At 30.5% G+C, this 25,205-nt stretch carries 21 protein-coding genes, 6 tRNA genes and 1 pseudogene; 21 read left to right on the top strand and 7 right to left on the bottom strand.

Going from position 1 to position 25,205, the window contains the following annotated elements; all coding sequences use genetic code 11:
* The first annotated feature begins 29 nt into the window (after nucleotides 1–29).
* From NAB20_RS10220 to NAB20_RS10240, 5 genes are read left to right on the top strand one after another with little or no spacing between them, the layout of a single operon-like run.
* On the top strand, nucleotides 30–638 hold the full coding sequence (locus tag NAB20_RS10220) for a DUF6088 family protein (RefSeq protein WP_375605082.1): 609 nt from the start codon (nucleotides 30–32) through the stop codon (nucleotides 636–638).
* Between the two features lies 1 nt (nucleotide 639).
* Nucleotides 640–1,626, top strand: coding sequence for a nucleotidyl transferase AbiEii/AbiGii toxin family protein (locus tag NAB20_RS10225; RefSeq protein ID WP_375605083.1), 987 nt, complete (start codon nucleotides 640–642; stop codon nucleotides 1,624–1,626).
* Nucleotides 1,627–1,630: 4 nt separating this feature from the next.
* The gene (locus NAB20_RS10230) at nucleotides 1,631–3,781 is read left to right on the top strand and encodes an AAA family ATPase (protein ID WP_375605084.1); all 2,151 of its coding nucleotides are present in this window, start codon (nucleotides 1,631–1,633) and stop codon (nucleotides 3,779–3,781) included.
* Nucleotides 3,774–4,955, top strand: a complete 1,182-nt coding sequence (locus tag NAB20_RS10235) for a hypothetical protein (RefSeq protein WP_375605085.1) — start codon at nucleotides 3,774–3,776, stop codon at nucleotides 4,953–4,955. Before NAB20_RS10230 ends, NAB20_RS10235 begins: the two co-directional genes overlap by 8 nt.
* Nucleotides 4,933–5,187 (top strand): hypothetical protein, encoded by a 255-nt coding sequence (locus NAB20_RS10240; protein WP_375605086.1) that lies wholly within the window; start codon nucleotides 4,933–4,935, stop codon nucleotides 5,185–5,187. Before NAB20_RS10235 ends, NAB20_RS10240 begins: the two co-directional genes overlap by 23 nt.
* Nucleotides 5,188–5,549: 362 nt before the next feature.
* On the opposite strand, the gene NAB20_RS10245 is transcribed toward NAB20_RS10240, so the two are convergent.
* Nucleotides 5,550–5,957 (bottom strand): helix-turn-helix domain-containing protein, encoded by a 408-nt coding sequence (locus NAB20_RS10245; protein ID WP_088394327.1) that lies wholly within the window; start codon nucleotides 5,955–5,957, stop codon nucleotides 5,550–5,552.
* Nucleotides 5,958–6,163: 206 nt separating this feature from the next.
* On the opposite strand from NAB20_RS10245, the gene NAB20_RS10250 reads away from it, so the two are divergent.
* The 8 genes and pseudogenes from NAB20_RS10250 (at nucleotide 6,164) to NAB20_RS10285 (ending at nucleotide 12,483) form a co-directional block, all read left to right on the top strand.
* Nucleotides 6,164–6,403: a hypothetical protein gene (locus NAB20_RS10250; RefSeq protein WP_123901362.1), complete on the top strand. Its 240-nt coding sequence runs from the start codon at nucleotides 6,164–6,166 to the stop codon at nucleotides 6,401–6,403.
* Nucleotides 6,404–7,255: 852 nt separating this feature from the next.
* On the top strand, nucleotides 7,256–7,399 hold the full coding sequence (locus tag NAB20_RS10255) for a hypothetical protein (RefSeq protein ID WP_181142886.1): 144 nt from the start codon (nucleotides 7,256–7,258) through the stop codon (nucleotides 7,397–7,399).
* A gap of 150 nt (nucleotides 7,400–7,549) precedes the next feature.
* Nucleotides 7,550–8,014: pseudogene (locus tag NAB20_RS10260) on the top strand (IS30 family transposase); the annotation flags it as partial.
* 165 nt (nucleotides 8,015–8,179) lie between these two features.
* A complete protein-coding gene (locus NAB20_RS10265) occupies nucleotides 8,180–10,039 on the top strand; it encodes a hypothetical protein (RefSeq protein WP_375605087.1) in 1,860 nt (619 codons plus the stop codon).
* Nucleotides 10,023–10,778, top strand: coding sequence for a hypothetical protein (locus tag NAB20_RS10270; RefSeq protein ID WP_375605088.1), 756 nt, complete (start codon nucleotides 10,023–10,025; stop codon nucleotides 10,776–10,778). The genes NAB20_RS10265 and NAB20_RS10270 overlap by 17 nt, the downstream gene beginning before the upstream one ends.
* Nucleotides 10,779–10,944: 166 nt before the next feature.
* On the top strand, nucleotides 10,945–11,628 hold the full coding sequence (locus NAB20_RS10275) for a hypothetical protein (protein WP_375605089.1): 684 nt from the start codon (nucleotides 10,945–10,947) through the stop codon (nucleotides 11,626–11,628).
* 41 nt (nucleotides 11,629–11,669) lie between these two features.
* Nucleotides 11,670–11,813: a hypothetical protein gene (locus NAB20_RS10280; protein WP_375605090.1), complete on the top strand. Its 144-nt coding sequence runs from the start codon at nucleotides 11,670–11,672 to the stop codon at nucleotides 11,811–11,813.
* Complete coding sequence (locus NAB20_RS10285; RefSeq protein ID WP_375605091.1) at nucleotides 11,800–12,483, top strand: hypothetical protein; 684 nt, start codon at nucleotides 11,800–11,802, stop codon at nucleotides 12,481–12,483. Before NAB20_RS10280 ends, NAB20_RS10285 begins: the two co-directional genes overlap by 14 nt.
* 462 nt (nucleotides 12,484–12,945) lie before the next feature.
* On the opposite strand, the gene NAB20_RS10290 is transcribed toward NAB20_RS10285, so the two are convergent.
* The 6 genes from NAB20_RS10290 to NAB20_RS10315 form a co-directional block, all read right to left on the bottom strand.
* A tRNA-Arg gene (locus NAB20_RS10290) sits at nucleotides 12,946–13,019 on the bottom strand.
* A 28-nt stretch (nucleotides 13,020–13,047) separates the two neighbouring features.
* Nucleotides 13,048–13,122, bottom strand: a tRNA-Pro gene (locus tag NAB20_RS10295).
* 16 nt (nucleotides 13,123–13,138) lie between these two features.
* A tRNA-Ser gene (locus NAB20_RS10300) sits at nucleotides 13,139–13,222 on the bottom strand.
* A 48-nt stretch (nucleotides 13,223–13,270) separates the two neighbouring features.
* A tRNA-Arg gene (locus tag NAB20_RS10305) sits at nucleotides 13,271–13,344 on the bottom strand.
* Between the two features lie 28 nt (nucleotides 13,345–13,372).
* Nucleotides 13,373–13,447 (bottom strand) — tRNA-Pro (locus tag NAB20_RS10310).
* A 16-nt stretch (nucleotides 13,448–13,463) separates the two neighbouring features.
* Nucleotides 13,464–13,547 (bottom strand) — tRNA-Ser (locus tag NAB20_RS10315).
* Between the two features lie 366 nt (nucleotides 13,548–13,913).
* On the opposite strand from NAB20_RS10315, the gene NAB20_RS10320 reads away from it, so the two are divergent.
* From NAB20_RS10320 to NAB20_RS10355, 8 genes are all read left to right on the top strand, one after another.
* Entirely contained in the window at nucleotides 13,914–15,092 is a 1,179-nt protein-coding gene (locus tag NAB20_RS10320) for an acetyl-CoA C-acyltransferase (RefSeq protein ID WP_164849138.1), read from the top strand.
* A gap of 81 nt (nucleotides 15,093–15,173) precedes the next feature.
* A complete protein-coding gene (locus NAB20_RS10325; protein WP_127823141.1) occupies nucleotides 15,174–15,935 on the top strand; it encodes a C40 family peptidase in 762 nt (253 codons plus the stop codon).
* A gap of 86 nt (nucleotides 15,936–16,021) precedes the next feature.
* Entirely contained in the window at nucleotides 16,022–17,419 is a 1,398-nt protein-coding gene (mnmE, locus tag NAB20_RS10330; protein WP_127823140.1) for a tRNA uridine-5-carboxymethylaminomethyl(34) synthesis GTPase MnmE, read from the top strand.
* Nucleotides 17,420–17,470: 51 nt separating this feature from the next.
* Nucleotides 17,471–19,915, top strand: a complete 2,445-nt coding sequence (locus NAB20_RS10335; protein ID WP_375605092.1) for a type I restriction-modification system subunit M — start codon at nucleotides 17,471–17,473, stop codon at nucleotides 19,913–19,915.
* Entirely contained in the window at nucleotides 19,909–21,060 is a 1,152-nt protein-coding gene (locus tag NAB20_RS10340; protein WP_375605093.1) for a restriction endonuclease subunit S, read from the top strand. The genes NAB20_RS10335 and NAB20_RS10340 overlap by 7 nt, the downstream gene beginning before the upstream one ends.
* A 12-nt stretch (nucleotides 21,061–21,072) precedes the next feature.
* The gene (locus tag NAB20_RS10345) at nucleotides 21,073–21,315 is read left to right on the top strand and encodes a hypothetical protein (protein WP_375605094.1); all 243 of its coding nucleotides are present in this window, start codon (nucleotides 21,073–21,075) and stop codon (nucleotides 21,313–21,315) included.
* A gap of 96 nt (nucleotides 21,316–21,411) precedes the next feature.
* Entirely contained in the window at nucleotides 21,412–24,477 is a 3,066-nt protein-coding gene (locus tag NAB20_RS10350; RefSeq protein ID WP_375605095.1) for a type I restriction endonuclease subunit R, read from the top strand.
* Nucleotides 24,477–25,172, top strand: coding sequence for a M48 family metallopeptidase (locus NAB20_RS10355; protein WP_375605096.1), 696 nt, complete (start codon nucleotides 24,477–24,479; stop codon nucleotides 25,170–25,172). Before NAB20_RS10350 ends, NAB20_RS10355 begins: the two co-directional genes overlap by 1 nt.
* Nucleotides 25,173–25,205: the final 33 nt, after the last annotated feature.

The raw sequence follows: 25,205 nt of genomic DNA on the forward strand, positions 1-25,205 counted from the left end.
ACTAAATTTGGGACAGACATAACATTAAAATGAAACCACAATCTATTCACAATCAAATAGAAGAAAAAATAAAATCTTTAAAAAAAGGAAGCATTCTATTTATAGCCGATTTTATAGAGTTCGGTACTGCCGAAAATGTAAAAAAGGTACTATTGCGATTAGAAAAAAAAGAAATTTTAATTCGTTTAGCACACGGTATTTATCTATATCCCAAAAAGGATAAAGTCCTTGGAACCCTATTCCCTTCAACAGAAGAAATAGCTTTAGCTATTGCCAAAAGAGATAAAGCAAGAATAATTTCTACAGGTGTACAAGCATTGCAACAACTAGGTTTATCCACACAAGTACCTATGAACGTAGTCTATTTGACTGATGGAGCACCAAGAAAAATTAAAGTAGGTAAAAGGACTATCACATTCAAAAAAACCACTCCCAAAAATCTGACCATTAAAGATAAAAAACTCAACATGGTAATCCAAGGATTAAAAGAGTTAGGCAAAGACAATGTAGATGAAAATGCGAAACAAAAAATTAAAAAAGTATTGCACCAAATGTCCATTGAAAGCATAAAAGAAGATAGTGTTGCAGCACCAACATGGATTAGAAATACAATCCTTGAATTAATAAATAAAGACTAATATGAACGAATGGCTTAAACTATCCGAAAAAAGACGGCTTGAAATACTAAATGAAGTCAATAGTCAAACCGGACTTCCAACCAATGCTATAGAAAAAGATTGGTGGGTAACCATTACGTTAAAAGCAATATTTTCATCAAAATTTGCACAACATTTAGTTTTTAAAGGCGGCACATCATTAAGTAAAGCCTATAACTTAATAGAACGTTTCTCAGAAGATATTGACTTATCAATTGATAGAACGATGTTAGGATTTGAAGGCGAGTTATCAAAAACACAAATAAAAAAACTTCGTAAAGCTTCGGGTAATTTTATAGTAGGTGAATTTAAAGAAGAATTGATTTCAGAACTAGAAAAGCTGGGAGTAAATAAAGAAAATTATAATTTATTTGATGATGAAATAGATGATACAAGTGATCCGCATCGTATAGAATTAGAATACAACTCAATAGTGGAACCAGGAGAATACATTCCGCAAAGGGTTATCATTGAATTAGGAGCTAGAGCTTTACTAGAACCAAACGAAAAAAAAGAAATTCAATCAATCATTGGCCAAATATATCCGGAACAAGCTTTTACAATTCAACCATTTGAAGTAATTGTAGTGCCAACTAAAACCTTTTTAGAAAAAATAATGTTGTTGCATGAAGAATTTCTTAAGCCAACCGAAAACATAAGACATTACAGAATGTCAAGACATCTTTACGATATAGAAAAACTAATGGACCACGATTATGGAAAAGAAGCAATAAAAAATAAAGAGCTATTCGAAACACTAGTCCAACACCGAAGTAAATACACACCTATAAGAGGAATTTCGTATGAGTTACACACACCACAAACTATTAATTTCATTCCACCAGCAGAAGTAACTGAACTTTGGAAAAAAGACTACCAAGCCATGCAAGAATTTATGATTTATGGAAAGACATTGGAGTTTGAAAATCTTATAGCAAGAATGTATGAATTAAAAGAAAGATTTTTATAAATAAATGGTATTAGCAGCAATTTACATAAAAGAACATAAATATTTATTTAATAATGAGCCACAAGTATTAAACTTTGGAGCCAAATATTTTTACGATTTCGAATATATTACTGATAACGATATAACTATTTATAGAAAGGAAAACAATAAATTTATAAATGATTTTTTTTCTAATGAGATCACTTTAATTTCAGGAATAGTTGGAGCAAATGGTGTAGGTAAAACAACACTATTAAAAATAATTCATAAAAGTTATCAAGAAGATACACCAACAATTTTTTTATATGAGAAATTAACTAGTCAAGGAATAGAATATTTTATAGACAACAGGATTGGCAGTAGAAATGAAAATAGAAGTTTTATTGAAGAGACTAAACCCAGGATAAGCTTTTTTGAAAATATAGAATTTAAAAAGTTTGAATTTAATTCTTATACACAACTTTATTATTCTCCTATTTACGATAAAAATGTTTCAGATTTTTATACTCTATTAAATATTGAGTCGAAAGATTCAGAAAGAACTCTAGAAGATATTTACAATGGTGGTATATTAAAAGAAGTTATATTCTTGGAAAGCAATGTCAGTCAGAGAATAAAAGATATTTATCCTGACTTCCCTAGTTATGGAAATCTAATTATTAAGCCTCGTAAACTACACAAAAGAGATTTTACAGAAGTTTACATCAATTCAAACTTAGGGAATCCAAATAAAGCTGAAACGCTTATCCACACAATTGAGAGAGATTTAAGAGTAAAAAACTTTCCAAATCCAGTAAGTCTTTTAAATAGTTATCTATCTATACTAAAAAGTGGAAATATTACTGATGCTTTAAAAGAAATATGGGATTTGCCTCAATACAAAAATAATGATAAAAAAAATTCTCACTTAATTCACAGCTCTGATGACTTTATAAAAAATATAGAGATATCACTATTATCATACCTACTTCTTAATGACATATTTGCTATAACTGAATTGTCAGGAACTTTTGATTATAATAAGATTTTAAAAGCAAAGAGTTTTGAAGAAGCTTTGAATTATATGTTGGCAAAATATATTATTCAAACAGATAAAAGATTTTATGATAAACCTGAAGAAGTTGATATCAATGAATATGATAAATTAATTCAAAAATGCAATACTTTATATAATGGTTTTTCTTCACCAAGTGGTGTGGATACAAAAGTTAACAAAGAAAAAATTACTACTGATATTAATGGTATTAAAGCAATTAAAGATTTCTATGATTTAATTATTAAAAATCAAAACCTCCTTGAAAAAAGGTCCTACTTAGTCCTAAATGTAAAAAATAAAGAGACAAAAGAAATTCTTTCACAAATAATTCAAGCTTATGTAAAAGTAAAAACATATTTTTCATCTATTCGAATAGCATCAGTTGATTTTATTGATATTGTAGCCGATAAAAAATTATCATTTGGAGAGAAATCACTTTTGAATTTGTATTCAACTTTATATGAATTTACATTAGAAAAAAATCATACAAGAGAAAGTGAAAATTATTTATTAATTCTTGATGAAGCAGATTTAGGTTATCATCCTTTATGGAAGAGGATATATATTGACGCTTTAAATAAAACACTTCCAGAAATTTTTAACACTTTAGAAATCAAAGTTTTTGATAATATCAAAAAGAAGAAAGTGAATTCAGAAATCGAAAACCCAAAAATTCAAATAATTTTCACGACTCACGATCCGATAACATTATCTGATTTGCCCAACAATTCAATTGTCTTTTTAAAAAAAGATAGCCAACAAAATAGTAGTGTATTAAACATAGATGATATTGAAAGACCTACAAATACTTTTGGAGCTAACATAAGTGATTTGCTTTCTGAGTCATTTTTTATCAATAATGGTTTAATTGGTGATTTTGCTAAAGATAAGATTGAGAAATTGATAGTTGATCTCAACAAGTTACTCGATTTGAAGTTCAATAATAAATATGTAGATATATCGGAAGATAAAAAAATATTACTCAAAGAAACCATTGAAATAATCGATGAACCGATCATTAAAATGAAACTGATAGATATGTACAATACAATTTTTGAAGTTTCAATAGAAAATGAGATTAATGAGTTAGAAGAAAGATTAAAACATTTAAGGAATCTAAAAAATAATCAAAATGATTAGCATAAGAGAATGTATATCAGAAACAGAGTTAATATCTATAAGAAATAAGCATATAGATTTTGTATCAATTGAAGTTGATAAAAGGATTGATTTTTATATTAATCTCTTCATGTCTATTAATTCATTTAGTATTGAAACAAAAGAAATTACTATAAAAAACAGTGTTAATAAGTTTATAAACTCAAAACAGTATGTCCCATTCATAAAAATAATTTTTGCTAATCAAAAAAAGTTTGGCAAAACAAAATATTTAAATTTAAAGAAAACTGAACTTTTTAAAACAAAAGCTCAAAATGTTAATCTTGTAATTGAAAAACTTGAAAACTTAAAATCTAAAAACAAACTTATTTTAGGTTTAGATTTAAGTTTTGGAAGCCAATACAAGATAGATTATTATAATCATTTAAAAGATTCTTATTTTGAACCAATAGATTTTCTAATAAATAAAATATTTGACTATGAAAATTGGTTTTTAAATCTTGATCCAAATAGAGTTTGGGGTCCTTATCAATTAACTAAAAGTTTAGGAATCAAAGTATGTTCTTATTGCAATAGACAATATACATTTAGTCTTTCAAAAGGAAAAAACAAAATAGCAAGACCTGAATTAGATCATTTTCTACCAAAAAATGAAAATCCATTATTATCGCTAAGTTTTTTTAATTTAATACCATCTTGTACTATTTGTAATAGAGATTGTAAAGGGAAAAAAAGTTTTTCATATCAAACACATTTTTCACCTTATGAAGCAAATTCTAAACATGAATTGATTAAGTATGATTATTACCCAAAAACTTATTTAGGTTCAATAGGAGAAACAGATGAATTTAGAATTTTTGTAAAAAATGATGGTGCAAAACTTAGCCCTGAACTTAAAGCAAAAATAGACGGTAATACTAAAGTTTTTGAATTAAATACTATAGTAAATGAGCATAAAGATGTAGTACAAGAAATAATTAAAAAAAGACATATTTCTAATGACAATTATATTGAAACATTGCAAAAAACTTTTCCAGAAGCTAAACTAACTTTGGAGGAAGCATATAGATTAGCGTATGGAAATTTTTACGATGAAAAAGAATTTAATAAAAGACCTTTAGCAAAATTGACCAAAGACATAGCAGTATCTATAGGTTCCTTAAAAAAATATAATGTTTTTAGAAAACATAGATAATAAAGCTATTCAAATCTTAAAAGATAAATCAACATTTGGAGCAAATATTCATGATTTATTAAAAGATGGATTTTTTATGAATAAAGGCTCTATTGGAGAATTTGCTAAGAAAAGAATTACTGAAACAATCCAATGGATGAATTCTATACGTGAAGAAAAAGTAAAGCCTTTTAAAGAAGATTTTGAATTATTAGTAAAAACAAAGAATATCACAAGAATATTATTGAAATAATTGACGAACCAATAATAAAATCAAAGTTACTAGAAATGTATTCCGAAATTTTCGGAAATGAAGAGAGAAAAAAGCATCTTAAATACGAAATTGATAGATTAAATAAAGAATTAAAATCATTAAAATAATAACTGTTGAGTAATTCAGTAAATCCAAATTTCAACTTCATTAAAATTTTAAATGAAGAAAACACATACAAGCTTTTATTTCCAGAAATAGAATTTAAACACTTTTAAAATAATAATAAAAAAAGCAACTACTTCTATTTTAGAATGAAAACCTATAAAATCTAATAAATAAAGAGATTAACTATAAAATAGTCCTTTTATTTATAATATATTTCTACACAAAATAAAAAATACCTAAAAAGAATTCTTTCTTACGCTATTTATGTATTTAATCCTTTCCTTATAAACCTGAATTAACTCTATATTATGGTAGTAGTCAAGAGAATTAGGATTTAAAATCTTCAAAATCTCCTCACGTTGATTGATTAATTCATTCAAATGATGAATCGTTTTTTCAAAATCATTTTCCGTGTAATATACTTCTGAAGGTTCTTTTACCTGATGAACATTTGATAAAAACTTCTCCAATATTTGATATTTTGTTGTTGGTATTTTCTTCCCATTTTCATAACCATTATAAGTTTGAAAAGAGACCCCTATTAAATCCGCTACTTCCTTTTGGGTTAAACCTTTGATTTTTCTAGCCCTTTTTAATTCTTCTGGATTCATAGATTTTCTTACAGTTTCGTTTAATTTTAACATTGTTTTTTATTTTATAAATTATTTGATTTTTTACTTGTTTTTAATCAAATATTTTATAAATTTGTATATCTGATTTATATAATTTACACAGGTAAATTATATTGCTAGTTTTCACAAATAGTTTACACAAATTGTATAACAATACAATTTGTGTAAACATTAAAAACAAATATACAAAAGTTATGTCAGTTGATTCTAAAAATACAATGAAGAAGAGAGAACTCTCTACATTAAAACGAATAGAGTTAATTCAGCGTTCAAGTAAGCTTTTGATTGGCTTTTTTAATAAAGGATTTAGAAGTTTTGATGCTTTTAAAGCTGTAATTCAAAATTACTATCCAGAAATACCAGAGTCAAAGGTTTTTGATTTTTGGCATTTTAGAAACATAAACAAAGAAATATGTGATAAAATAGAACAAGTTTTAGAATTATTAGTTAATCAATGATGTAATTTTTAAAAAAGAACAATGAGTAAATAATGCTAAAAAACTAAATTATTTATCAAATTACAATCGTATATATAACATTTTTAATGCTATATCTTTAATGATAAATTTTAAAAAGCTTGTTAAGATAAAATGGCGTTAATCAAATAAAGTTAAAAAGAGATAGTAACTTAATGAAAAATGGCTAGTACTATTAAACATATTCTTTGTTAATATTGAAAATAATATATGAAAACTATAAAAAAAGTAAGGATGTGTAATAACTGTTTAATCTGGTTGTTAATTGGTGTCGTATTAAATTTATTGGTTCAAACTATTTTGTATTTGATATTATAATTATACCGAATAATATATTTTAAAAAGCAAGAATTGCTTTTATCTTATTAAAAAAAATCCAGAATAAAAGATCGTAAATGCTTTTAGGTTTTTCCGTATCACCTATTAAGTTTAAGTTTTTAGTTTGTTTTTTAGTTTTTTTTTGATCTTTAATTGTAGGGCTGGTTAATAAGACAGATAAATATATTAGCCTAGGAATGTCTAGAGCTAATGGTTTTGTAGAAAAGAAGATTTTAAAATGCTTAACTTGGTGGTTGGGTTCGTATTTTTTTTCTTCTATTCTTTTAACAAAAGATAAACTATTAAACTAAACTCAGGCATTCCTTTTTTATTTTCCTTTTCAGTTCATTATATTCTCTTTAAAAGAGGCAATCTCAGATTCTGTATTAGACTTCGTTGTAAAACAAAATTTTTTAATAAAATCAAATGCTCACGGAAAATTTTAAAAGATGAAATAATTAGCTATTTTGATGAATAAAAAGGGAGTACTATTTTTGCGAAAATGAAATTTTTTTTATGCTAGCTGTATCTAGTATTCTCACATTTTGTACATACGAAGATGTGATTAATTACTTAAATGGTAATTTGACTAATGAACAAAAAGAACAAGTTAATAAAGAACAACTAAATCAGAAAATTAAGCCACCTACACACGGATAAAATAATTTGTGTTTTAATAATTTTAACCGCACCCTTTTCTATTTGTATGAACTTGTTTCTAACACACAAGAAGTTGATTTTTAATTTTTTACATACAAAAGTATATATGGGTCAGAGACATTTTCAGGGGATTTGACTAAATTTGTTTGACACAGGGAAGGCGACTTAATACTGGGAAAGAACAGAGAATCTGCCATCGGAACCTTAGTTGAAAGAACTACACGATTTTTAATAATGGTACCTCTTAAAAAGAAAGATACCACATCTGTCAGAAAAGCTTTTGAAAAAGCATTTTCAAACATCCCAAAACATTTAAAATTATCGCTGACTTACGACAACGGAACCGAAATGGCGCAACACAAATTATTCACTAAAAACACCAAAGTAAAAGTCTATTTCACACATCCATATTCACCCTAGGAAAGACCCACAAATGAAAACACAAATGGACTTATCAGAGATTATTTCCCAAAAGGAACCGACTTTAATTTACTCTCCAAAAAAGATATTTTAGAAGTCCAAAATCAGCTCAATGATAGACCAAGAAAAACACTCGAATACGAATCGCCATTAAATACGATTTCAAGGTTATATATGTCCCAAAATTTTATTTGAAAAATGACTAATATTCAAAAAAATAAGGTAGTTTTATTCTCGAATTTTGAAATCAAATCATTCAAAATTTGGTGCAAAAATGCGGGAAATAAAACGGTAAATTTAAAAACCAAAAAATTGCGCTAGAAACTTGAAACCGCCTTGAAAAACTAAACGTAAAAAACTATGAGCAAAATAACATATGTTGGAGGTGATTATTTAGAATGGACTGGAGGCGACTATAAAATGTATGCAAAAGGAGATATAACCTATAATTCAAATAAAGCAATAAGTATAACTTCTGATGTTGGTATATCTTTTGGAGAACCAAAAAGTCCTCCAAAAAGAGAAATTGTAGAAAGCGAATGGAAACTAGAGAGCACCTACATTCACGACCATATAAAAAGTGTGGCGACAGAAATGGTTGCTAAATTTAATGGAGACAACACTGGAATTGTATACAAATTATACAAAGATATTGCAGATGGCAAAGTTGTAAATCCGCCAATTGTAGTAACCAAAAGTTTACATTCTGGTTTAGCTTCTTATGATGAGGATGAGAAAAAAATACTAATTTGGGAAACTTCGCTCTTGATGATAGAGAAATTTAATGACCGAAAAATAAAACTAATAGCATCACTAGCAGAAGCTTATGGCAAGTATATAAACCACACTTTAGAAGATTTGAAAAATTCTGGCGATAATTATGAAACCTATGATTATGACCTTTTTCGATTTGACGCACCAAGCGATACCAATGTTACTATTGCAAAATTAGAATCGCCAAGTTATAGTGGAAATCTTGATATTTTTTTTCCAAAACAAGAACAAGAAGAACCACAACATTTTAGACAAAACAGATACTCAAAAGGAGGTCCAAATCCAACAGATTATGACGATTATGAAAATTCAACTACGAATTCTGGACCAGGAGATCCCCATTTTAATATGGGACTAAAATTCAGTTTTAGTCTTGGAGGTGGTTTTACTACAAGTTTATATGCAGGAATTTCAAAAAATATAAGTAGTGGTGATTTTCACTTAATGCCAAGTTTCAATGCCGCCTTAACCTATTATGGCAATGGCGCACCCGGAACCTCCCCAATGAGTAAGCATTTAGTTACGCTCTCTGGCACACCTGCTGTAACACTAGGGTATAAAACAGGCAATGCACTCAATATGAATTTGTTTAACAATTTTACGGGTTCTGGAGTAAACAACCCTTTTGAGTATGCTTTTACGCTTGGCTCAACGGGGGTTTTAAGTACGGGAAAAGTTACCAGTAACTTCAAAAAAATGGGAGAAAGAGAGAAAGACCCTTATAATTCACAAGACAATCCACACAGACATCAAATTATAGGTGGAGCATCTATAAAAGTGGGTAATTTTATGATTTCTTCCTACAATGATATTTATAAGCCACCTTTGTTTTTAGGCATGAATTCAGACCAATACTGGTCGGCAGGTGTTAATATGCAAGCCAAATTAACAGATAAAATAAGTATGGCCTATGCCTTTGATTTATACTACGGAAAATCAAACAATAAAATGCCATATAATCTTGACAAAAATATAAATGGGCAAAACTATGATTATCAAAGATTGTTCGATGTTTTGCTAAACCGCGGACAAGAAACATTCAATTATACGGATGCTAATGGCAATTTACATCAATCAACTAAATTTGGTTATGGTACTTTTTGGCCTTCAAATAATATGCACGATGCTATTGATTTTCCTGAAAGACCTATTGAGCCAAAAAAGCCAATAGAATCGGAATTTACGAGTAAAGAAAAATTAAAAGAGGCTCAAGCTAAATATGAAGAAAATTTAATAAAATACGAGGAAGATAAGCTAAATTATCAGATTAGTATCAATTTAAAATCTAGTCCAACATTTCATCATTTGTGGGTGGTTTATAAGCCCGGAACAAATGAAATAGATTATGAAAGGCTTTTTAAATACCTTCAAGCTGAAATACCACAAAAAGAAACACAAGAATTCTACAAACTAGAGAAAAATAACAAAAATGCAAATGGACAATAACTTCTTTAAAATAACATTAATTTTATTATTTCAATTCTTTATCTCTTGTAGTTCACATAGTTTACAAAAAAAAGGAAGTTGGGAAGACAAAGAATTTGAAGACTTTTTAACAAAAAAGAATATATTATTTAAAAAGAAAGAAAACGGCTATTTATATTCAGAGAAAAGTAAAAGTCTTTATGATGATTATTTTGCTGAATTTCTTAAATATGAAACAAAAACTGAATTAGAAAAGAATCCTTATTTAAAAGTTAATCAAGTTTATACTTTTTATAGTGAGACAAGAACACAAACATTTGGCACTTTTATAGATGAAGGTGTGCAGTCGGTAACTTTTGTGATTTATTCGGATGAGGGTCGTTTTTGTTTGAGCACTTTCGATTTGAGTAAATATCCTTTCACTGCACCCAAAAATGGTATAATTAGGCTATCAAAGCCAGTAGTTGTAGAAGATTTTGGAGGATTTGAAATTACAAATGATAAAATAAAGACAAAAAAAAGAAACAAAACCCCTTTTAAAGAATGGTATGACCACGTAAATGGTTATGTAAAAAATGACACCATTCATTTTACAAATACATACGTAGGTAAAGAATATAAATTTGAAAAAAAATGGTACGCTATAAAGCATAAGATAAACTTCGAAGAAATATATCAACCAAATCTTAAAGCAGAAAAGTTTAAAGGCAGTAACGGTCTTGTAAAATACAGAGTTACAGGTGAGTTTAGCATAAAATAATTTAAGATTTAAAAACTTAGCCCAACCTTTCATCATTTATTTGTGGTATATAAAGAAGATAATAAAATAGATTATGAAAGGCTTTTTAAATACTTTCAAGCGGATATACCGCAAAAAGAAACGCAAGATTTCTATAGGTTAGCAGAAGACAATAAAAAGAAAATTAATGACGATAAATAAAATAATTCTAATTCTTTTATTATCACTAATTTTAAGTAATTGTGGTAGTAAAAAACCAGATATTAATGATGAATATCGAGAATATCAAATTGCTAGAGGAGAAAATCCAAAAGATAAGAGGCCTTTTAAACATTTTGAAGATTTTTTAGCTTATAAAGATTCTATAAAAAAACAAAACTTATTAGATAATCCTTTTTTAAAAGTTAATCAAGTTTATGTCCATTATAGAACTCCTAATTCTGTTGAATTTTCTGTTTATTCGGATAAAGAAACATTTTGTTTGAGTGATTATGATTTAGATATGGACGGAAAAATTCTAAGTTTACCCGATGAAAACGGTATGGTAAAAGTAATAAAACCTATTGTTGTTAAAGATTTTGGAGATTTTGAAATAGTTAACAATATTATTAAAACACGAAAAAGAAGTAAAACACCTTTTAATGAATGGTACGATTATGTAGAAGGCAAAATAAGCAATGATACCATTTATTTATCAAAAAAATATTGGGGTAAAGCTAAAAAAAATTACAAATTCAAAAAATACTGGTTAGCAAAAACTCGAAAGACAAATTACAAAAAAATATATCAACCCACTCTTAAAGCAGAGAAGTTTAAGAATAGTTATGGTCTTACTTGTTTTGAGGTTACTGGAGAATTTAGTGTAAAATAAGTAACAATTTAAAAGCTAATCCAACATTTCATCATTTATTTATGGTATATAAAGAAAATAATAAAATTGATTTTGAGCGATTAAAAACTTATTTAGATGCTGAATTACATCCAAAATCTAAATTATTGCAAGATTTCTATAGGTTAGAAGAAGACAATAAAAAGAAAATTAATGATGATAAATAAAATAATTCTAATTCTTTTATTATCAATAATTTTAAGTAATTGTGGTAGTAAAAAACCAGATATTAATGATGAATATCGAGAATATCAAATTGCTAGAGGAGAAAATCCAAAAGATAAGAGACCTTTTCAACATTTTGAAAATTTTTTAGCTTATAAAGATTCTATAAAAAAACAAAACTTATTAGATAATCCTTTTTTAAAAGTTAATCAAGTTTATGTCCATTATAGAACTCCTAATTCTGTTGAATTTTCTGTTTATTCGGATAAAGAAACATTTTGTTTGAGTGATTATGATTTAGACATGGATGGTAAAATTTTGAGCTTACCTGATGAAAATGGCATTGTAAAAGTAGTAAAACCTATTATTGTTAAATATTTTGGAGATTTTGAAATAACGAACAACATCATTAAAACTCGTCGTCATAGTAGAAGCCCTTTTGCGGAATGGTACGATTATGTAGAAGGCAAAATAAGCAATGATACTATTTATTTATCCAAAAAATATTGGGGCAAAGCTAAAAAAAATTACAAATTCAAAAAATACTGGTTAGCAAAAACTCGCAAGACAAATATTAAAGAGATATACCAACCCAATTTAAAAGCAGTAAAATATAAAAGTAAATCAGGTCTTACTTGTTTTGAGGTTACGGGTGAGTTTAGTGTAGAGTGACGGCTTCAAAAAAATAAGGCTTCTTGTAGCAAGAGTTTTGCAATGGTGTGGCTTTTGGGTTAAATAGATTTCTAATGCGCAATTCTATCTAACTTAGCTAAAATTATTCTATACAAGATAACATGGTGTTGCATCATTAATTGTCTTAAAGGTCTTCCAAATGGAAGCCTTTTTATATTTCAGCCAAAATTTAGGAGAGGATAAATTCACCATTTTATAGATAGACTTCGATCGCAAGTACAAGTTAGTTCTCATTTGTCAAAGAACAATACTTTCTTGCAATCTGGGTTTAAGGTAATTTGATTGAGGGTTAAATACACTTTTTAGGTTCAAAAGTCCTATTTATTTAGGGTGAATTTTTAAGAGATGACCTAGGTTAAAATAGGATAGGAGTGAATAAAAAAATGCACAAATCATCATATAAGAATTTTTGTGCATTTTTGTCATATAAAGGAAACTCTGTGATCCAATCAGGATTCGAACCTGAGACCTACTGCTTAGAAGGCAGTTGCTCTATCCAGCTGAGCTATTGGACCTTTTAGATATAATCTAAACTTTTCTTTGTCGGGGTGGCAGGATTCGAACCTGCGACCTCCTGGTCCCAAACCAGGCGCGATAACCGGGCTACGCTACACCCCGAAAAGTTCAATAAAAGCGGAGAGACAGGGATTCGAACCCTGGCATCGGTTACCCGATGACAGATTAGCAATCTGCTCCGTTACCACTCCGGCACCTCTCCTTTATTGTTTAACATTTTAATGAACGTTAACTCTTTAAGTTATTTTTGTGATCCAATCAGGATTCGAACCTGAGACCTACTGCTTAGAAGGCAGTTGCTCTATCCAGCTGAGCTATTGGACCTTTTAGATATAATCTAAACTTTTCTTTGTCGGGGTGGCAGGATTCGAACCTGCGACCTCCTGGTCCCAAACCAGGCGCGATAACCGGGCTACGCTACACCCCGAAAAGTTTAATAAAAGCGGAGAGACAGGGATTCGAACCCTGGCATCGGTTACCCGATGACAGATTAGCAATCTGCTCCGTTACCACTCCGGCACCTCTCCAGTCTTTACTTACAAGAACTTTATTTCGTTTTGCGGTTGCAAAGATATAATAAGATTATGTTTTTACAAGTATTTATTTGTTTTTTTTTCAAAAAAAATAAGGACTCTTTTGTTTTAAAACATAACATCTTAAGCATGAAATATTTAGATCTATTAAATAATATTAATAAACTTTTTATTTTATACCCTCAATACAAAATAAGATAAAAAAGCTAAATCAAAAAAAAGGATGATAAAAGAAATTAAAATCAGATTGAGATAAAACAAAAAATTACACTCAACTTCTTATACGAATTATCATTAAAAGAGTTTATTTTTTCTATTTTAAATTAGTATTTTCGCACAAACTAATTTAGAAAATCATTCATAATGAAAAAAGTAGTTATAGTATCAGCTGCCCGTACACCAATAGGAAGTTTCATGGGAGCTTTATCAACGGTTACAGCTCCTCAATTAGGTGCTGTTGCTATTAAAGGTGCTTTAAATAAGATAAATTTAGATCCAGCCTTAGTAAATGAGGTGTATATGGGAAATGTTATTCAAGCAGGAGTAGGACAAGCACCTGCTAGACAAGCAGCATTGTTTGCAGGACTTACAAACGAAGTACCTTGTACTACTGTAAACAAAGTATGTGCATCCGGAATGAAAGCCGTTATGATGGGAGCTCAGGCTATAATGTGTGGCGATGCTGATATTATTGTAGCGGGTGGTATGGAAAATATGTCCCTTATTCCTCATTATGTACACATGCGTAATGGTGTAAAATTTGGGCCTACCACATTCGTAGACGGTATGCAAAAAGATGGATTAACAGACGCTTACGATAATAATGCTATGGGAGTATGTGCCGATTTGTGCGCAACAGAACATAATATTACGCGTGAAGAGCAAGACAACTTTGCTATTCAATCCTACCAAAGATCAGCTTCCGCTTGGGAGGCAGGAAAATTTGATAACGAAATTGTTCCCGTTACAATTCCTCAAAGAAAAGGAGACCCCATTGTTGTTTCTAAAGACGAAGAATATACAAATGTAAAACTAGATAAAATTCCAGCATTAAACCCTGTATTTACAAAAGAAGGGACTGTTACAGCCGCAAACGCTTCAACAATTAATGACGGAGCAGCTGCATTAGTCTTAATGAGCGAAGAAAAAGCAAATGAATTAGGATTAAAACCATTAGCCTATATTAAAGGATATGCTGATGCCGCACAAGAACCCAAATGGTTTACAACAGCACCAGCTAAAGCTCTACCATTAGCCCTAGCTAAAGCCAATGTTTCCTTAGATCAAGTAGATTTCTTTGAATTTAACGAAGCATTTTCAGTAGTAGGATTAGCTAATGCAAAAATATTAGGTCTAGCTAATGAAAAAGTAAACATAAATGGAGGCGCCGTTTCCTTAGGTCATCCTCTAGGATGTTCAGGAGCAAGAATTATCGTTACGCTCTTAAACGTATTAGAGCAAAATAATGCAAAGATAGGAGCAGCAGCCATTTGTAACGGTGGAGGAGGAGCCTCTGCTATTGTAATAGAAAAAATCTAATAATAAAATCGGATGAGTTATAAGTTTTCCTTTATACTATAAAGATTACTTATAACTCATAATTTAAATAAAACATATACAATGTTTGGTATTTGTAATTTAGCTAATATTCCTTTACGTTTTGAACCAAGTGATCGCAGTGAACTCGTTTCACAAATCTTATTTGGTGAGCATTTTCAAATTATAGAACAAAACACCAAATGGTCTAAAATAAAATTAGCCTTTGATAACTATGAAGGCTGGATAGACAACAAACAGTTCAAAACGTTAGATGCTGAGCAATTTGATGCGCTTAATCATTCCGATTTGTTATTTAATGGCGATTTGATCGAATATGTTACCTCTACAGACAATCTATTAATACCCATTCCTCTTGGTGCCTCTTTAAGTTTTTTATCTATACCCACTATAAATACAGAAAATTATCATTTTGAAGGGTTAAAAGTAACAGGACAAAAACAAAAAAACGAAATTATTAATACAGCCTTTATGTATTTGCACAGCCCTTATTTGTGGGGAGGAAGAACTCCTTTTGGAATAGATTGTTCGGGATTTACCCAAATGGTATATAAACTAAATGGGTATAAATTACTTAGAGACGCTTCGCAACAAGCCAATCAAGGCGATCCTCTCAGTTTTATAGAAGAAAGTGAACCTGGTGATTTAGCCTTTTTTGATAACGAAGAAGGAACAATTATTCATGTAGGAATTATAATGGAAAACAATTACATTATTCATGCCAGCGGAAAAGTAAGAATAGACCGTTTAGATCATTTAGGAATATACAATGCCGAATTAAACAAACATACCCATAAATTAAGAGTAATTAAAAAAATTATCTAAAGCATCCTTTTTTAATAGATTATGAGCATTCATTTAATCTTAAAAAATATAATTAACTTTGTAGCCAAATTTTTTTAAGATTATTCATGAATCAAGAAACCATTGTAGCACTTGCCACTCCATCAGGAGCAGGAGCTATCGCTATAATCCGTATTTCGGGTAAGGATGCCATTGTTAGCGCACAAAGTGTTTTTAAATCAATTAAAAACAAAGAACTAACAAAACAAAAAACGCATACACTACACTTAGGACATATTATAGATGGAGATAAAATAATAGATCAAGTACTCCTTTCCCTTTTTAAAGGACCTAACTCTTATACAGGGGAAGATACCGTTGAAATTTCCTGCCACGGTTCTACATTCATACAACAACAAATCATCCAGTTATTACTCCGCAAAGGCTGTCGTATGGCACAAGCAGGCGAATTTACGTTGCGGTCTTTCCTTAACGGAAAAATGGACCTATCGCAAGCAGAAGCCGTAGCCGATTTGATAGCTTCGGATAATGAAGCTTCTCACCAAATTGCTATGCAACAAATGCGCGGTGGATTTAGCAATGAATTAGCCAAACTTCGTGAAGAACTCTTAAACTTCGCTTCCTTAATAGAACTCGAACTTGACTTTGCCGAAGAAGATGTTGAATTTGCCGACAGAAGTCAGTTTGTCGATTTATTAAATCGTATCGAATTTGTTTTAAAACGCTTAATCGACTCGTTTGCTGTAGGAAACGTGATTAAAAACGGAATACCAGTAGCCATTGTGGGCGAACCTAATGTGGGCAAATCGACCTTGTTAAATGCCTTGCTAAATGAAGAACGCGCTATCGTAAGTGATATTGCAGGTACAACCCGTGATACCATTGAGGATGAACTAGTTATTAACGGCATAGGCTTCCGTTTCATTGATACGGCAGGTATTCGTGAAACCAAAGATGTGGTAGAAAGCATTGGGATCCAAAAAACATTTGAGAAGATTGAACAGGCGCAAGTCGTAATTTATTTGTTTGATGGTTCCAAGTTTAAAGTTTCAAGTTCACAACTTATCCTTGAAATAGAACAAATTAAAAACAAATACCCTCAAAAACCGTTAATCGTATTAATAAATAAAAAAGATGTTTTAACATTAGAAGAAATTTCAACCTTAAACCTTAAACTTGAAACTTTAAACTTGAAACAAATTCTAATCTCTGCAAAACAGAATATTGGTATCGAAGAATTAAAAAACACCCTATTATCATTTGTAAACACAGGAGCCCTGCGTAATAATGAAACAATTATCACCAATACAAGACATTACGACTCATTACTTAAAGCATTAGAAGAAATTCAAAAAGTACAATGGGGCATGCAACAAGGACTCTCTTCGGACCTTATGGCAATTGATATACGCCAAGCATTGTATTATTTTGGAGAAATTACTGGAGAGGTTACTAACGATGAGTTGTTAGGCAATATCTTTGCGAATTTCTGTATCGGGAAGTAATATAGATTTTATTACTCAAGCAATTGAGTAAAAGCACAACAAAATTTTAAAATGGTAATTAAAAAATCAGAATTATACAGCTCGCTTTGGAAGAGTTGTGACGAACTACGTGGAGGAATGGATGCTTCACAATACAAAGATTATGTTTTAACATTGTTATTTGTAAAATACATTTCAGATAAATATAAAGGGAAAAAATTCTCAGCTATTAAAGTTCCAGAGGGTGCTTCATTTGATGATATGGTTGCATTAGTAGGAACACCAAATATTGGTGATGACATCAATAAAAAAATATTAAACCCTATAAAGGAAGCCAACAAATTAAATGATTTTCCTGATTTTAATGATGAGACTAAACTAGGAAAAGAAAAAAACCTTGTAGATACCGTTGGTAAATTAATTTTAATTTTCAATTCGCCTGATTTAGATTTTTCTAGTAACAATGCAAATGACGATGATTTATTAGGTGATGCCTATGAATATTTAATGCGTCATTTTGCTACAGATTCAGGAAAATCAAAAGGACAGTTTTATACATCTTCAGAGGTAAGTAGAGTTTTAGCAAAGGTAATCGGGATTACACCTCAAAATTCTACTAAACAAACAACTGCATACGATCCAACGTGTGGTTCGGGGTCGCTACTATTAAAAGTTGCTGAAGCAGCCGAAAAAACAATTGACTTATACGGTCAAGAAAAGGAATTTGCTACAGCTAATTTAGCCAAAATGAATATGATTCTACACGGCAATCCTGAGGCAGAAATTAGAGCAGATGACACCCTTTCGCATCCATTCTTTAAAAGTGATAACGACGACGAGAATTTAAAGTCTTTCGACTATATTGTATCAAATCCCCCATTCTCCCTCAAAAGTTGGAGTAATGGTGTATCTATTAAAAATGACCCATACAAACGTTTTGAACTAGGCTTTCCTCCTGAAAAGAATGGCGACTACGCTTTTTTGCTTCATATCATAAAATCAATGAAATCGACAGGTAAGGCAGCCATTGTTTTACCTCACGGTGTTTTGTTTAGAGGAAATGCAGAAGCCGAGATTCGTAAAAAGATCATTAAAAAAGGATTCATAAAAGGAATCATTGGTTTACCTGCTAATTTATTTTATGGCACAGGGATTCCTGCTTGTATTATCGTTTTAGATAAAGAAAATGCACACGAGAGAAGTCATATTTTTATGATGGATGCAAGCAAAGGATTTACAAAAGACGGTAATAAAAACAGATTACAAGAAAAAGACATTCATAAAATTGTAGCGGTATTTAACACCCAATTAGAAGTTCCAAAATACAGCCGTAAAGTTGAAATAAAAGAAATTGCTAACGACAAAAACGATTACAACCTTAATATTCCTAGATATATAAATGCACAAGAAGAAGAGGATATTCAAGACATCGATGCCCACATTTTTGGTGGCATTCCTGAAAGGGATATTGAAGCTTTAGGGAAATACTGGAAAATCTTTCCTAACCTAAAAAATGATTTGTTTGCCCTTCAAAGAAAAGGCTATTACGATTTAAAAATAGACCGAAACGAAATAAAAAATACGATTTTCAATTTTCAAGAGTTTGTAACTTACAAGAAAAAGTTACAAGACACTTTTGATACTTGGAAAACTACTACCCAAAACCAACTTTCTGCTTTTGAAAATGGCATTCATCCTAAACAAGAAATTGCAAAATTGGGCGAATCTATTTTGGCTACTTTTTACAACGACCCTTTATTGGAAGGTTATGATATGTATCAGCATTTAATGCAATACTGGGAAGAAACTTTACAGGATGATTTTTATGCCATTGCTTTAGAAGGTTGGAAAGCTGGAAACGACTGGGAACGACTGATTATAAAAGGCAAAACGAACAAAGACGGAAAAACAGCCAAAGATAAAACAGTAGAAGGCTTAGAAGGGATTATTGGAAAATTGATACCTCCTTCACTATTGATACAGGAATACTTTGCCACACAATGGGAAGCTGTTACTAGCTTTGAAGAAAAAATAGAAAGTATCAAAGCGGAGCTAGAAGAAATGCAACAAGAAAATGAAGTAGAAGATGGAATCTTTGCCGATTTGGATAAAGTGAATCTTACTAGCGTAAAAGCGTTATTGAAAAAAAGAAAAAGTGAAAAAGCGCCAAAAGAAGAAATAGCCGTTATTGAAAATTATATTGAGCTCAATGAAGCTTTAACTAGTATAGGTAAATTAATTAAAATCGAAAAAGCATTAATTGAAAAATTAGTGATAGAAAAGTACCCAAAACTAACCGAAAATGAAATCAAAAATTTGGTTATCAACAAAAAATGGATGCACTATCTTACCGAAGCTTTACAAAACGAACAAGAGCGTTTAAGCCAAACGGTAGCCAACCGCATAACAGAATTAGCAGATCGTTATGAAGAAACACTACCCGATATGGAAACCAGCTTAAATGACTACGAAAGCAAAGTAAAACAACATTTACAAAAAATGGGCTGGCAATGGTAGAGACTCAATTTAAAAATACGGATATCGGGTTGATTCCTGAGGATTGGAATTTAGTTAAAATAGAGGATATTGCTGGCGTTTTTGGAGGTGGAACACCTAGCACAATAAATAATAAATTTTGGGGAGGATCAATTAATTGGTTTACACCAACAGAAGTTGGTAAAAAAAAATACTTAACTAAAAGCAATAGGACATTAACCGAATTAGGATTACAAAATTGTTCTGGAAAAATATTACCTGTTGGTTCAATTCTAATCACTACAAGAGCTGGTATTGGAGATGTTGGAATCCTGACAATTGAATCTGCTACTAATCAAGGTTTTCAGTCATTAATCCCAAATTCAAAAATTAATCCCGAATTTCTGTACTATATTACAAAAACGTTAAAACCTGTTTTGTTACAAAATTCTTCAGGAAGTACTTTTTTAGAAATAAGCCCATCAAAAGTTAAGTCTATACAAATCCCACTCCCTCCACTCCCCGAACAACAAGCCATCGCCGAAGTATTATCGGATACCGATGCGTGGATAGAAAGCCTTGAAAAACTCATTGCCAAAAAACGCTTGGTAAAACAAGGGGCAATGCAACAACTTTTAACACCCAAAGAGGATTGGGAGGTGAAGAAGTTGGGGGAAATGTCTCAGATATATACAGGAAATAAAAATAATCAAGATAAAAGTGAAGATGGAATTTATCCTTTTTTCGTGCGTTCACAAAAAATTGAAAAAATAAACACTTACACATTTGATGGAGAAGCTATTTTAATTCCAGGTGAGGGAAATTTAGGGAGTATATTTCACTATATTAATGGAAAATTCGATTTTCATCAAAGAGTTTATAAAGTAAGTGATTTTAATGGGATTAATGGTAAATATTTATTTTGGTATTTTAGAATTTATTTTGGTAAACACGCTTTACAAAATACTGTAAAAGCTACCGTGGATTCAATAAGACTACCTACAATCCAAGAGTTTGAAGTATTTTTCCCTGAAATAAATGAACAAACCCGTATAGCCACCATTCTCTCTGATATGGATGCCGAAATAGAACATTTAGAAAAAAAACTCAATAAAGCCAAGCAACTCAAACAAGGAATAATGCAACAGTTGCTTACGGGTAAAATACGCTTAATTGCTGGGGATTAATTATATTTGAGTATGGAAAATGGGCAAATACTACTCTATCAAAACCAAGAGGGAACTATAAAAATAGAAGTTCGCTTAGAAGAAGAAACCGTTTGGCTTACACAGGACCAAATGGCAAAACTATTTGGTAAAGTAAAATCGACTATTAATGAGCATATCTTAAACATCTATGCAGAAAATGAATTGCTGGAAGAAAACAGTATTAGAAAAATCGGAATTTCCGATTTTTCTACAAAACCAACCAATCATTTATAGAATTTGAAAAATATAAAAAAGTTCAAATTGAAATACAAAAAGAACAAAACTTAAAAGAATTAGAAGCAGATATAAAAAAACTAAAAAACTAAAATTGTGACTATTAACCCTCTAGAACGTATTACACAAAATAGAATTATCCAGCTTTTTAAAAGTTTAGGATATACTTATTATGACAATTGGGAAGAGCGAGAAAACAACAGCAATGTTGAAGAGTCGTATTTGCGTACTTACTTGCAAAAACAAAACTATGCTACTACTCTAATTGAAAAAGCAATTGCAGAAACCTCCCAATTAGCCCATACTAACGCCAGTACTATTTACGAACGCAATAAGAATTTTTATTCCTTACTTCGCTATGGGGTAAAAGCAAAAGAAACAGTTGGCAAACAAAATGAAACGGTTCATTTAATTGATTGGGAAAATTGGGAAAATAACGATTTTGGTATTGCAGAAGAAGTAACGCTAAAAGGGAACAAAACACGTCGCCCAGATATTGTGTTGTATGTTAATGGAATTGCACTTGGCGTTTTAGAATTAAAAAGAGGAACAGTCGATATAGCCGAAAGTATTCGTCAAAACATTTCTAATCAAAAAGAAAAATTCAACGAAAACTTTTTTACCACCATTCAATTTATTCTTGCAGGAAATAATACACAAGGGTTACGTTATGGAACCATAGAAACTGCTGAAAAACAGTATCTAGCTTGGAAAGAAGACGAAACCGATAATACAGGCTATAAATTAGACAAATACCTTACCAAGCTTTGTAACAAAGAACGTTTCCTGGATATTATTTACAACGGAGTGGTTTTTGATGCAGGTAGAAAAAAACTACCTAGACCACATCAATATTTTGCCTTAAAAGAAGCACAAAAATTCATCCAACAAAAGGAAGGAGGTATTATTTGGCATACACAAGGATCGGGTAAAAGTATCTTGATGATTATTTTGGCTAAATGGATTCTGGAAAAGGTAACCAATTCAAGAGTCGTCATTTTAACAGACCGTACCGAGTTAGATAAACAAATTGCAGCTACTTTTGAAGGTATTGGAGAAAAAGATATAGCAAGAACACGTTCAGGTAATGAATTAATGTCTTTTCTAACACAGTCAAAACCTAGATTAATAGCATCGCTTATTCATAAATTTGGAAACAAAGGCGAAACAGATTATAAAACATTTATTGAAGAAATAAAAAGCAATCCCATACCAATACAAGGGAATGTTTTTGTATTTGTAGATGAATGTCACCGTACCCAAGGAGGAAAACTAAACGAAACAATGAAAGCGGTGCTACAAAACGCTATATTCATTGGATTTACAGGAACTCCGCTACTTAAAGAAGACGCAAAAACGACTATGGAAGTTTTTGGCAGATACATACATACCTATTTATTTAATGAAGCGGTTAGAGATGGAGTGGTAAAAGATTTAGTATATGAAGGCAGAGATATAGAACAACGAATTTCCTCACAAGAACGAATAGACGATTGGTTTGAAGCAGTTACAGAAAATCTGAATGATTTTCAAAAATCAGAGCTTAAGAAAAAATGGGGAACGATGCAAAATGTATTAAGTTCTCGCTCTAGAATGGATAAAATTGTGGGCGACATTTTATTAGATTTCAAAAAGCGACCAAGGCTATCTTCAGAGCGAGGAAATGCGATTTTAGTAGCATCAAGTATTTATGAAGCTTGCAAGTATTACGACTTGTTTTTAAACACACCATTTAAAAATAAATGCGCCATTATTACCTCGTATAATCCTCAAACCAAAGATATAACCACAGAGGATGGCGGTGAAGATAGCGAAACCAATAAAGAGTTTATTTACAAAATATACGAAAATATCTTAGAAAATGTTGTCGCTGTAGCAGGTAAGACTAAAACCGAAACTTATGAAGACAATTGCAAGGAACTTTTTATAAAGCAACCGGCAAGAATGAAACTGTTAATCGTGGTTTCTAAACTATTAACCGGATTCGACGCACCTGCTTGCTCCTACATTTACATTGATAAAAAGATGCAAGACCATACTTTATTTCAAGCTATTTGTAGAACCAATAGATTAGATACAGAGGATAAAGATTTTGGCTACATAGTCGATTATATGGAACTATTTGGCAAAGTTACCGATGCTATTGATGTTTATACCAGTGAAATAGACACCGAATCTATTACAACCGATGTTATTGAAATTCAACTGAAAGACCGTTTAAAACTAGCGTGTGAACGTATCGAAAATGCTTTAGAAGAACTAGAGGCTTTATGTGAACCCGTTGAAGCACCAAAAACCGATTTAGATTATATCCACTATTTTTGTGGAAACACTGAAATTCCTACTGATTTAAAAGAGAATGAATTTAAACGTGTTGCACTCTATAAAGCAATTGTTGCCTATATAAGAGCCTATGTCAATATAAAAGAAGAACTAGAACTTGCTGGTTATAACCAAAATCAAATAAATCGTTTTAAGGAACGATATGATTTTTATATCAATCTAAGAGAAGTTATCAGAGTTACAAGTGGCGAAACTTTAGATTTGAAAGCGTATGAAGCAGATATGCGACATTTAATTGATAACTACATTCAAGCAGAAGAATCTAAAACAATTACACCTTTTGAAGATATTTCGCTTTTGGACTTAATGGAATCGGATATATTCAGTGCTATAGAATCCTTACCAGAAGGAATTAAAAGCAATCCAGAAGCAGTTGCAGAAGTAATTGAAAACAGTATTAGATCAAAAATAGTTGAGAAACATTTATTAGACCCTAAGTATTTTGAAAAAATGTCGCAATTGCTTTATGAATTGATAGAAGAAAGAAAGAAAAGAAGTTTTGAATATAGAGAGTATCTTAAAAAAGAGTATCTAAAAAAAGCAGCTTCTTTAATCAAAAAAGTAAATGCTGGAAAAAGTGATGATACACCTACCTCGATGAATACAATTGGTAAAAGAGCTATTTACAATTATTTAGAGAGAGACGAAGAATTAACAATGGCTTGTGAAGAAGCCATTCAGTACGCTAAAAAAGATGGTTTTAGAGAAAATGTTCAAAAGCAAAATGAAATTCAAGCCGCCATTTATTCAGTAGTAAATGATGAAGAAAAAACCATTGAAATTTATAGAATTGTAGAGAATAATAAATCAGATTATTAATGCCTGAGATTTTAAAATTCAATGATATTGAAGTAGAGTTATTTCAAAAGGAGATAAAAAATGTACACCTAAGTGTTCATCCACCATTAGGAAGAGTTACTTTGTCTGCTCCTGAAAGTATGAATAAAGAACATCTTAGAATTTATGTAAGCTCAAAATTAGGTTGGATTCGTCGTCAACAAAATAAAATAATTGCTCAAAAAAGAGAACCAGAATATTTATATGTAACCAATGAAAGTCACTATTTTTTTGGTAAACGATATTTGTTAAGTGTTACAGAATCTGAAGATAAACCCCAAGTAATTTTACATCATAGCAAAATTGAATTAATTGTTCCCTTAGGTAGTACTATACAATTCAAAAAAGAAAAATTATATAAATGGTATAGAAAAGAACTTCAAAGCTATTTGCTTTCAACCATCGAGAAGTATGAAAAAATGATGAATGTTTCACCAAAGAGTTTCGGCATTAGAAAAGTAAAAACCAAATGGGGAAGCTGTAATGATGAGACCAAAACTATTTGGTTTAATATAGAATTAGCTAAAAAGCCTAAAGAATGTATTGATTACATTATTGTACACGAACTAGTACATCTTATAGAACGGAAGCACAATAAAAATTTCATAATTCTTATGAATAAATATATGCCTAACTGGCAGTTAAGAAAAAAAACACTTAGTGAGTTGCCTATTTAATTCTCAATTAATTTGATATGAATACATTTATCA

Origin of the sequence: Flavobacterium davisii, assembly GCF_042182265.1 — a bacterium.
GTDB lineage: Bacteria > Bacteroidota > Bacteroidia > Flavobacteriales > Flavobacteriaceae > Flavobacterium > Flavobacterium davisii.

Bases quoted from the DNA above. Each gene is read 5' to 3' on its own strand.
- NAB20_RS10220 (WP_375605082.1), top strand. From the start codon at position 30: ATGAAACCACAATCTATTCACAATCAAATAGAAGAAAAAATAAAATCT.
- NAB20_RS10225 (WP_375605083.1), top strand. From the start codon at position 640: ATGAACGAATGGCTTAAACTATCCGAAAAAAGACGGCTTGAAATACTA.
- NAB20_RS10230 (WP_375605084.1), top strand. From the start codon at position 1,631: ATGGTATTAGCAGCAATTTACATAAAAGAACATAAATATTTATTTAAT.
- NAB20_RS10235 (WP_375605085.1), top strand. From the start codon at position 3,774: ATGATTAGCATAAGAGAATGTATATCAGAAACAGAGTTAATATCTATA.
- NAB20_RS10240 (WP_375605086.1), top strand. From the start codon at position 4,933: ATGTTTTTAGAAAACATAGATAATAAAGCTATTCAAATCTTAAAAGAT.
- NAB20_RS10245 (WP_088394327.1), bottom strand. From the start codon at position 5,957: ATGTTAAAATTAAACGAAACTGTAAGAAAATCTATGAATCCAGAAGAA.
- NAB20_RS10250 (WP_123901362.1), top strand. From the start codon at position 6,164: ATGAAGAAGAGAGAACTCTCTACATTAAAACGAATAGAGTTAATTCAG.
- NAB20_RS10255 (WP_181142886.1), top strand. From the start codon at position 7,256: ATGCTAGCTGTATCTAGTATTCTCACATTTTGTACATACGAAGATGTG.
- NAB20_RS10265 (WP_375605087.1), top strand. From the start codon at position 8,180: ATGAGCAAAATAACATATGTTGGAGGTGATTATTTAGAATGGACTGGA.
- NAB20_RS10270 (WP_375605088.1), top strand. From the start codon at position 10,023: ATGCAAATGGACAATAACTTCTTTAAAATAACATTAATTTTATTATTT.
- NAB20_RS10275 (WP_375605089.1), top strand. From the start codon at position 10,945: ATGACGATAAATAAAATAATTCTAATTCTTTTATTATCACTAATTTTA.
- NAB20_RS10280 (WP_375605090.1), top strand. From the start codon at position 11,670: ATGGTATATAAAGAAAATAATAAAATTGATTTTGAGCGATTAAAAACT.
- NAB20_RS10285 (WP_375605091.1), top strand. From the start codon at position 11,800: ATGATGATAAATAAAATAATTCTAATTCTTTTATTATCAATAATTTTA.
- NAB20_RS10325 (WP_127823141.1), top strand. From the start codon at position 15,174: ATGTTTGGTATTTGTAATTTAGCTAATATTCCTTTACGTTTTGAACCA.
- mnmE (WP_127823140.1), top strand. From the start codon at position 16,022: ATGAATCAAGAAACCATTGTAGCACTTGCCACTCCATCAGGAGCAGGA.
- NAB20_RS10335 (WP_375605092.1), top strand. From the start codon at position 17,471: ATGGTAATTAAAAAATCAGAATTATACAGCTCGCTTTGGAAGAGTTGT.
- NAB20_RS10340 (WP_375605093.1), top strand. From the start codon at position 19,909: ATGGTAGAGACTCAATTTAAAAATACGGATATCGGGTTGATTCCTGAG.
- NAB20_RS10345 (WP_375605094.1), top strand. From the start codon at position 21,073: ATGGAAAATGGGCAAATACTACTCTATCAAAACCAAGAGGGAACTATA.
- NAB20_RS10355 (WP_375605096.1), top strand. From the start codon at position 24,477: ATGCCTGAGATTTTAAAATTCAATGATATTGAAGTAGAGTTATTTCAA.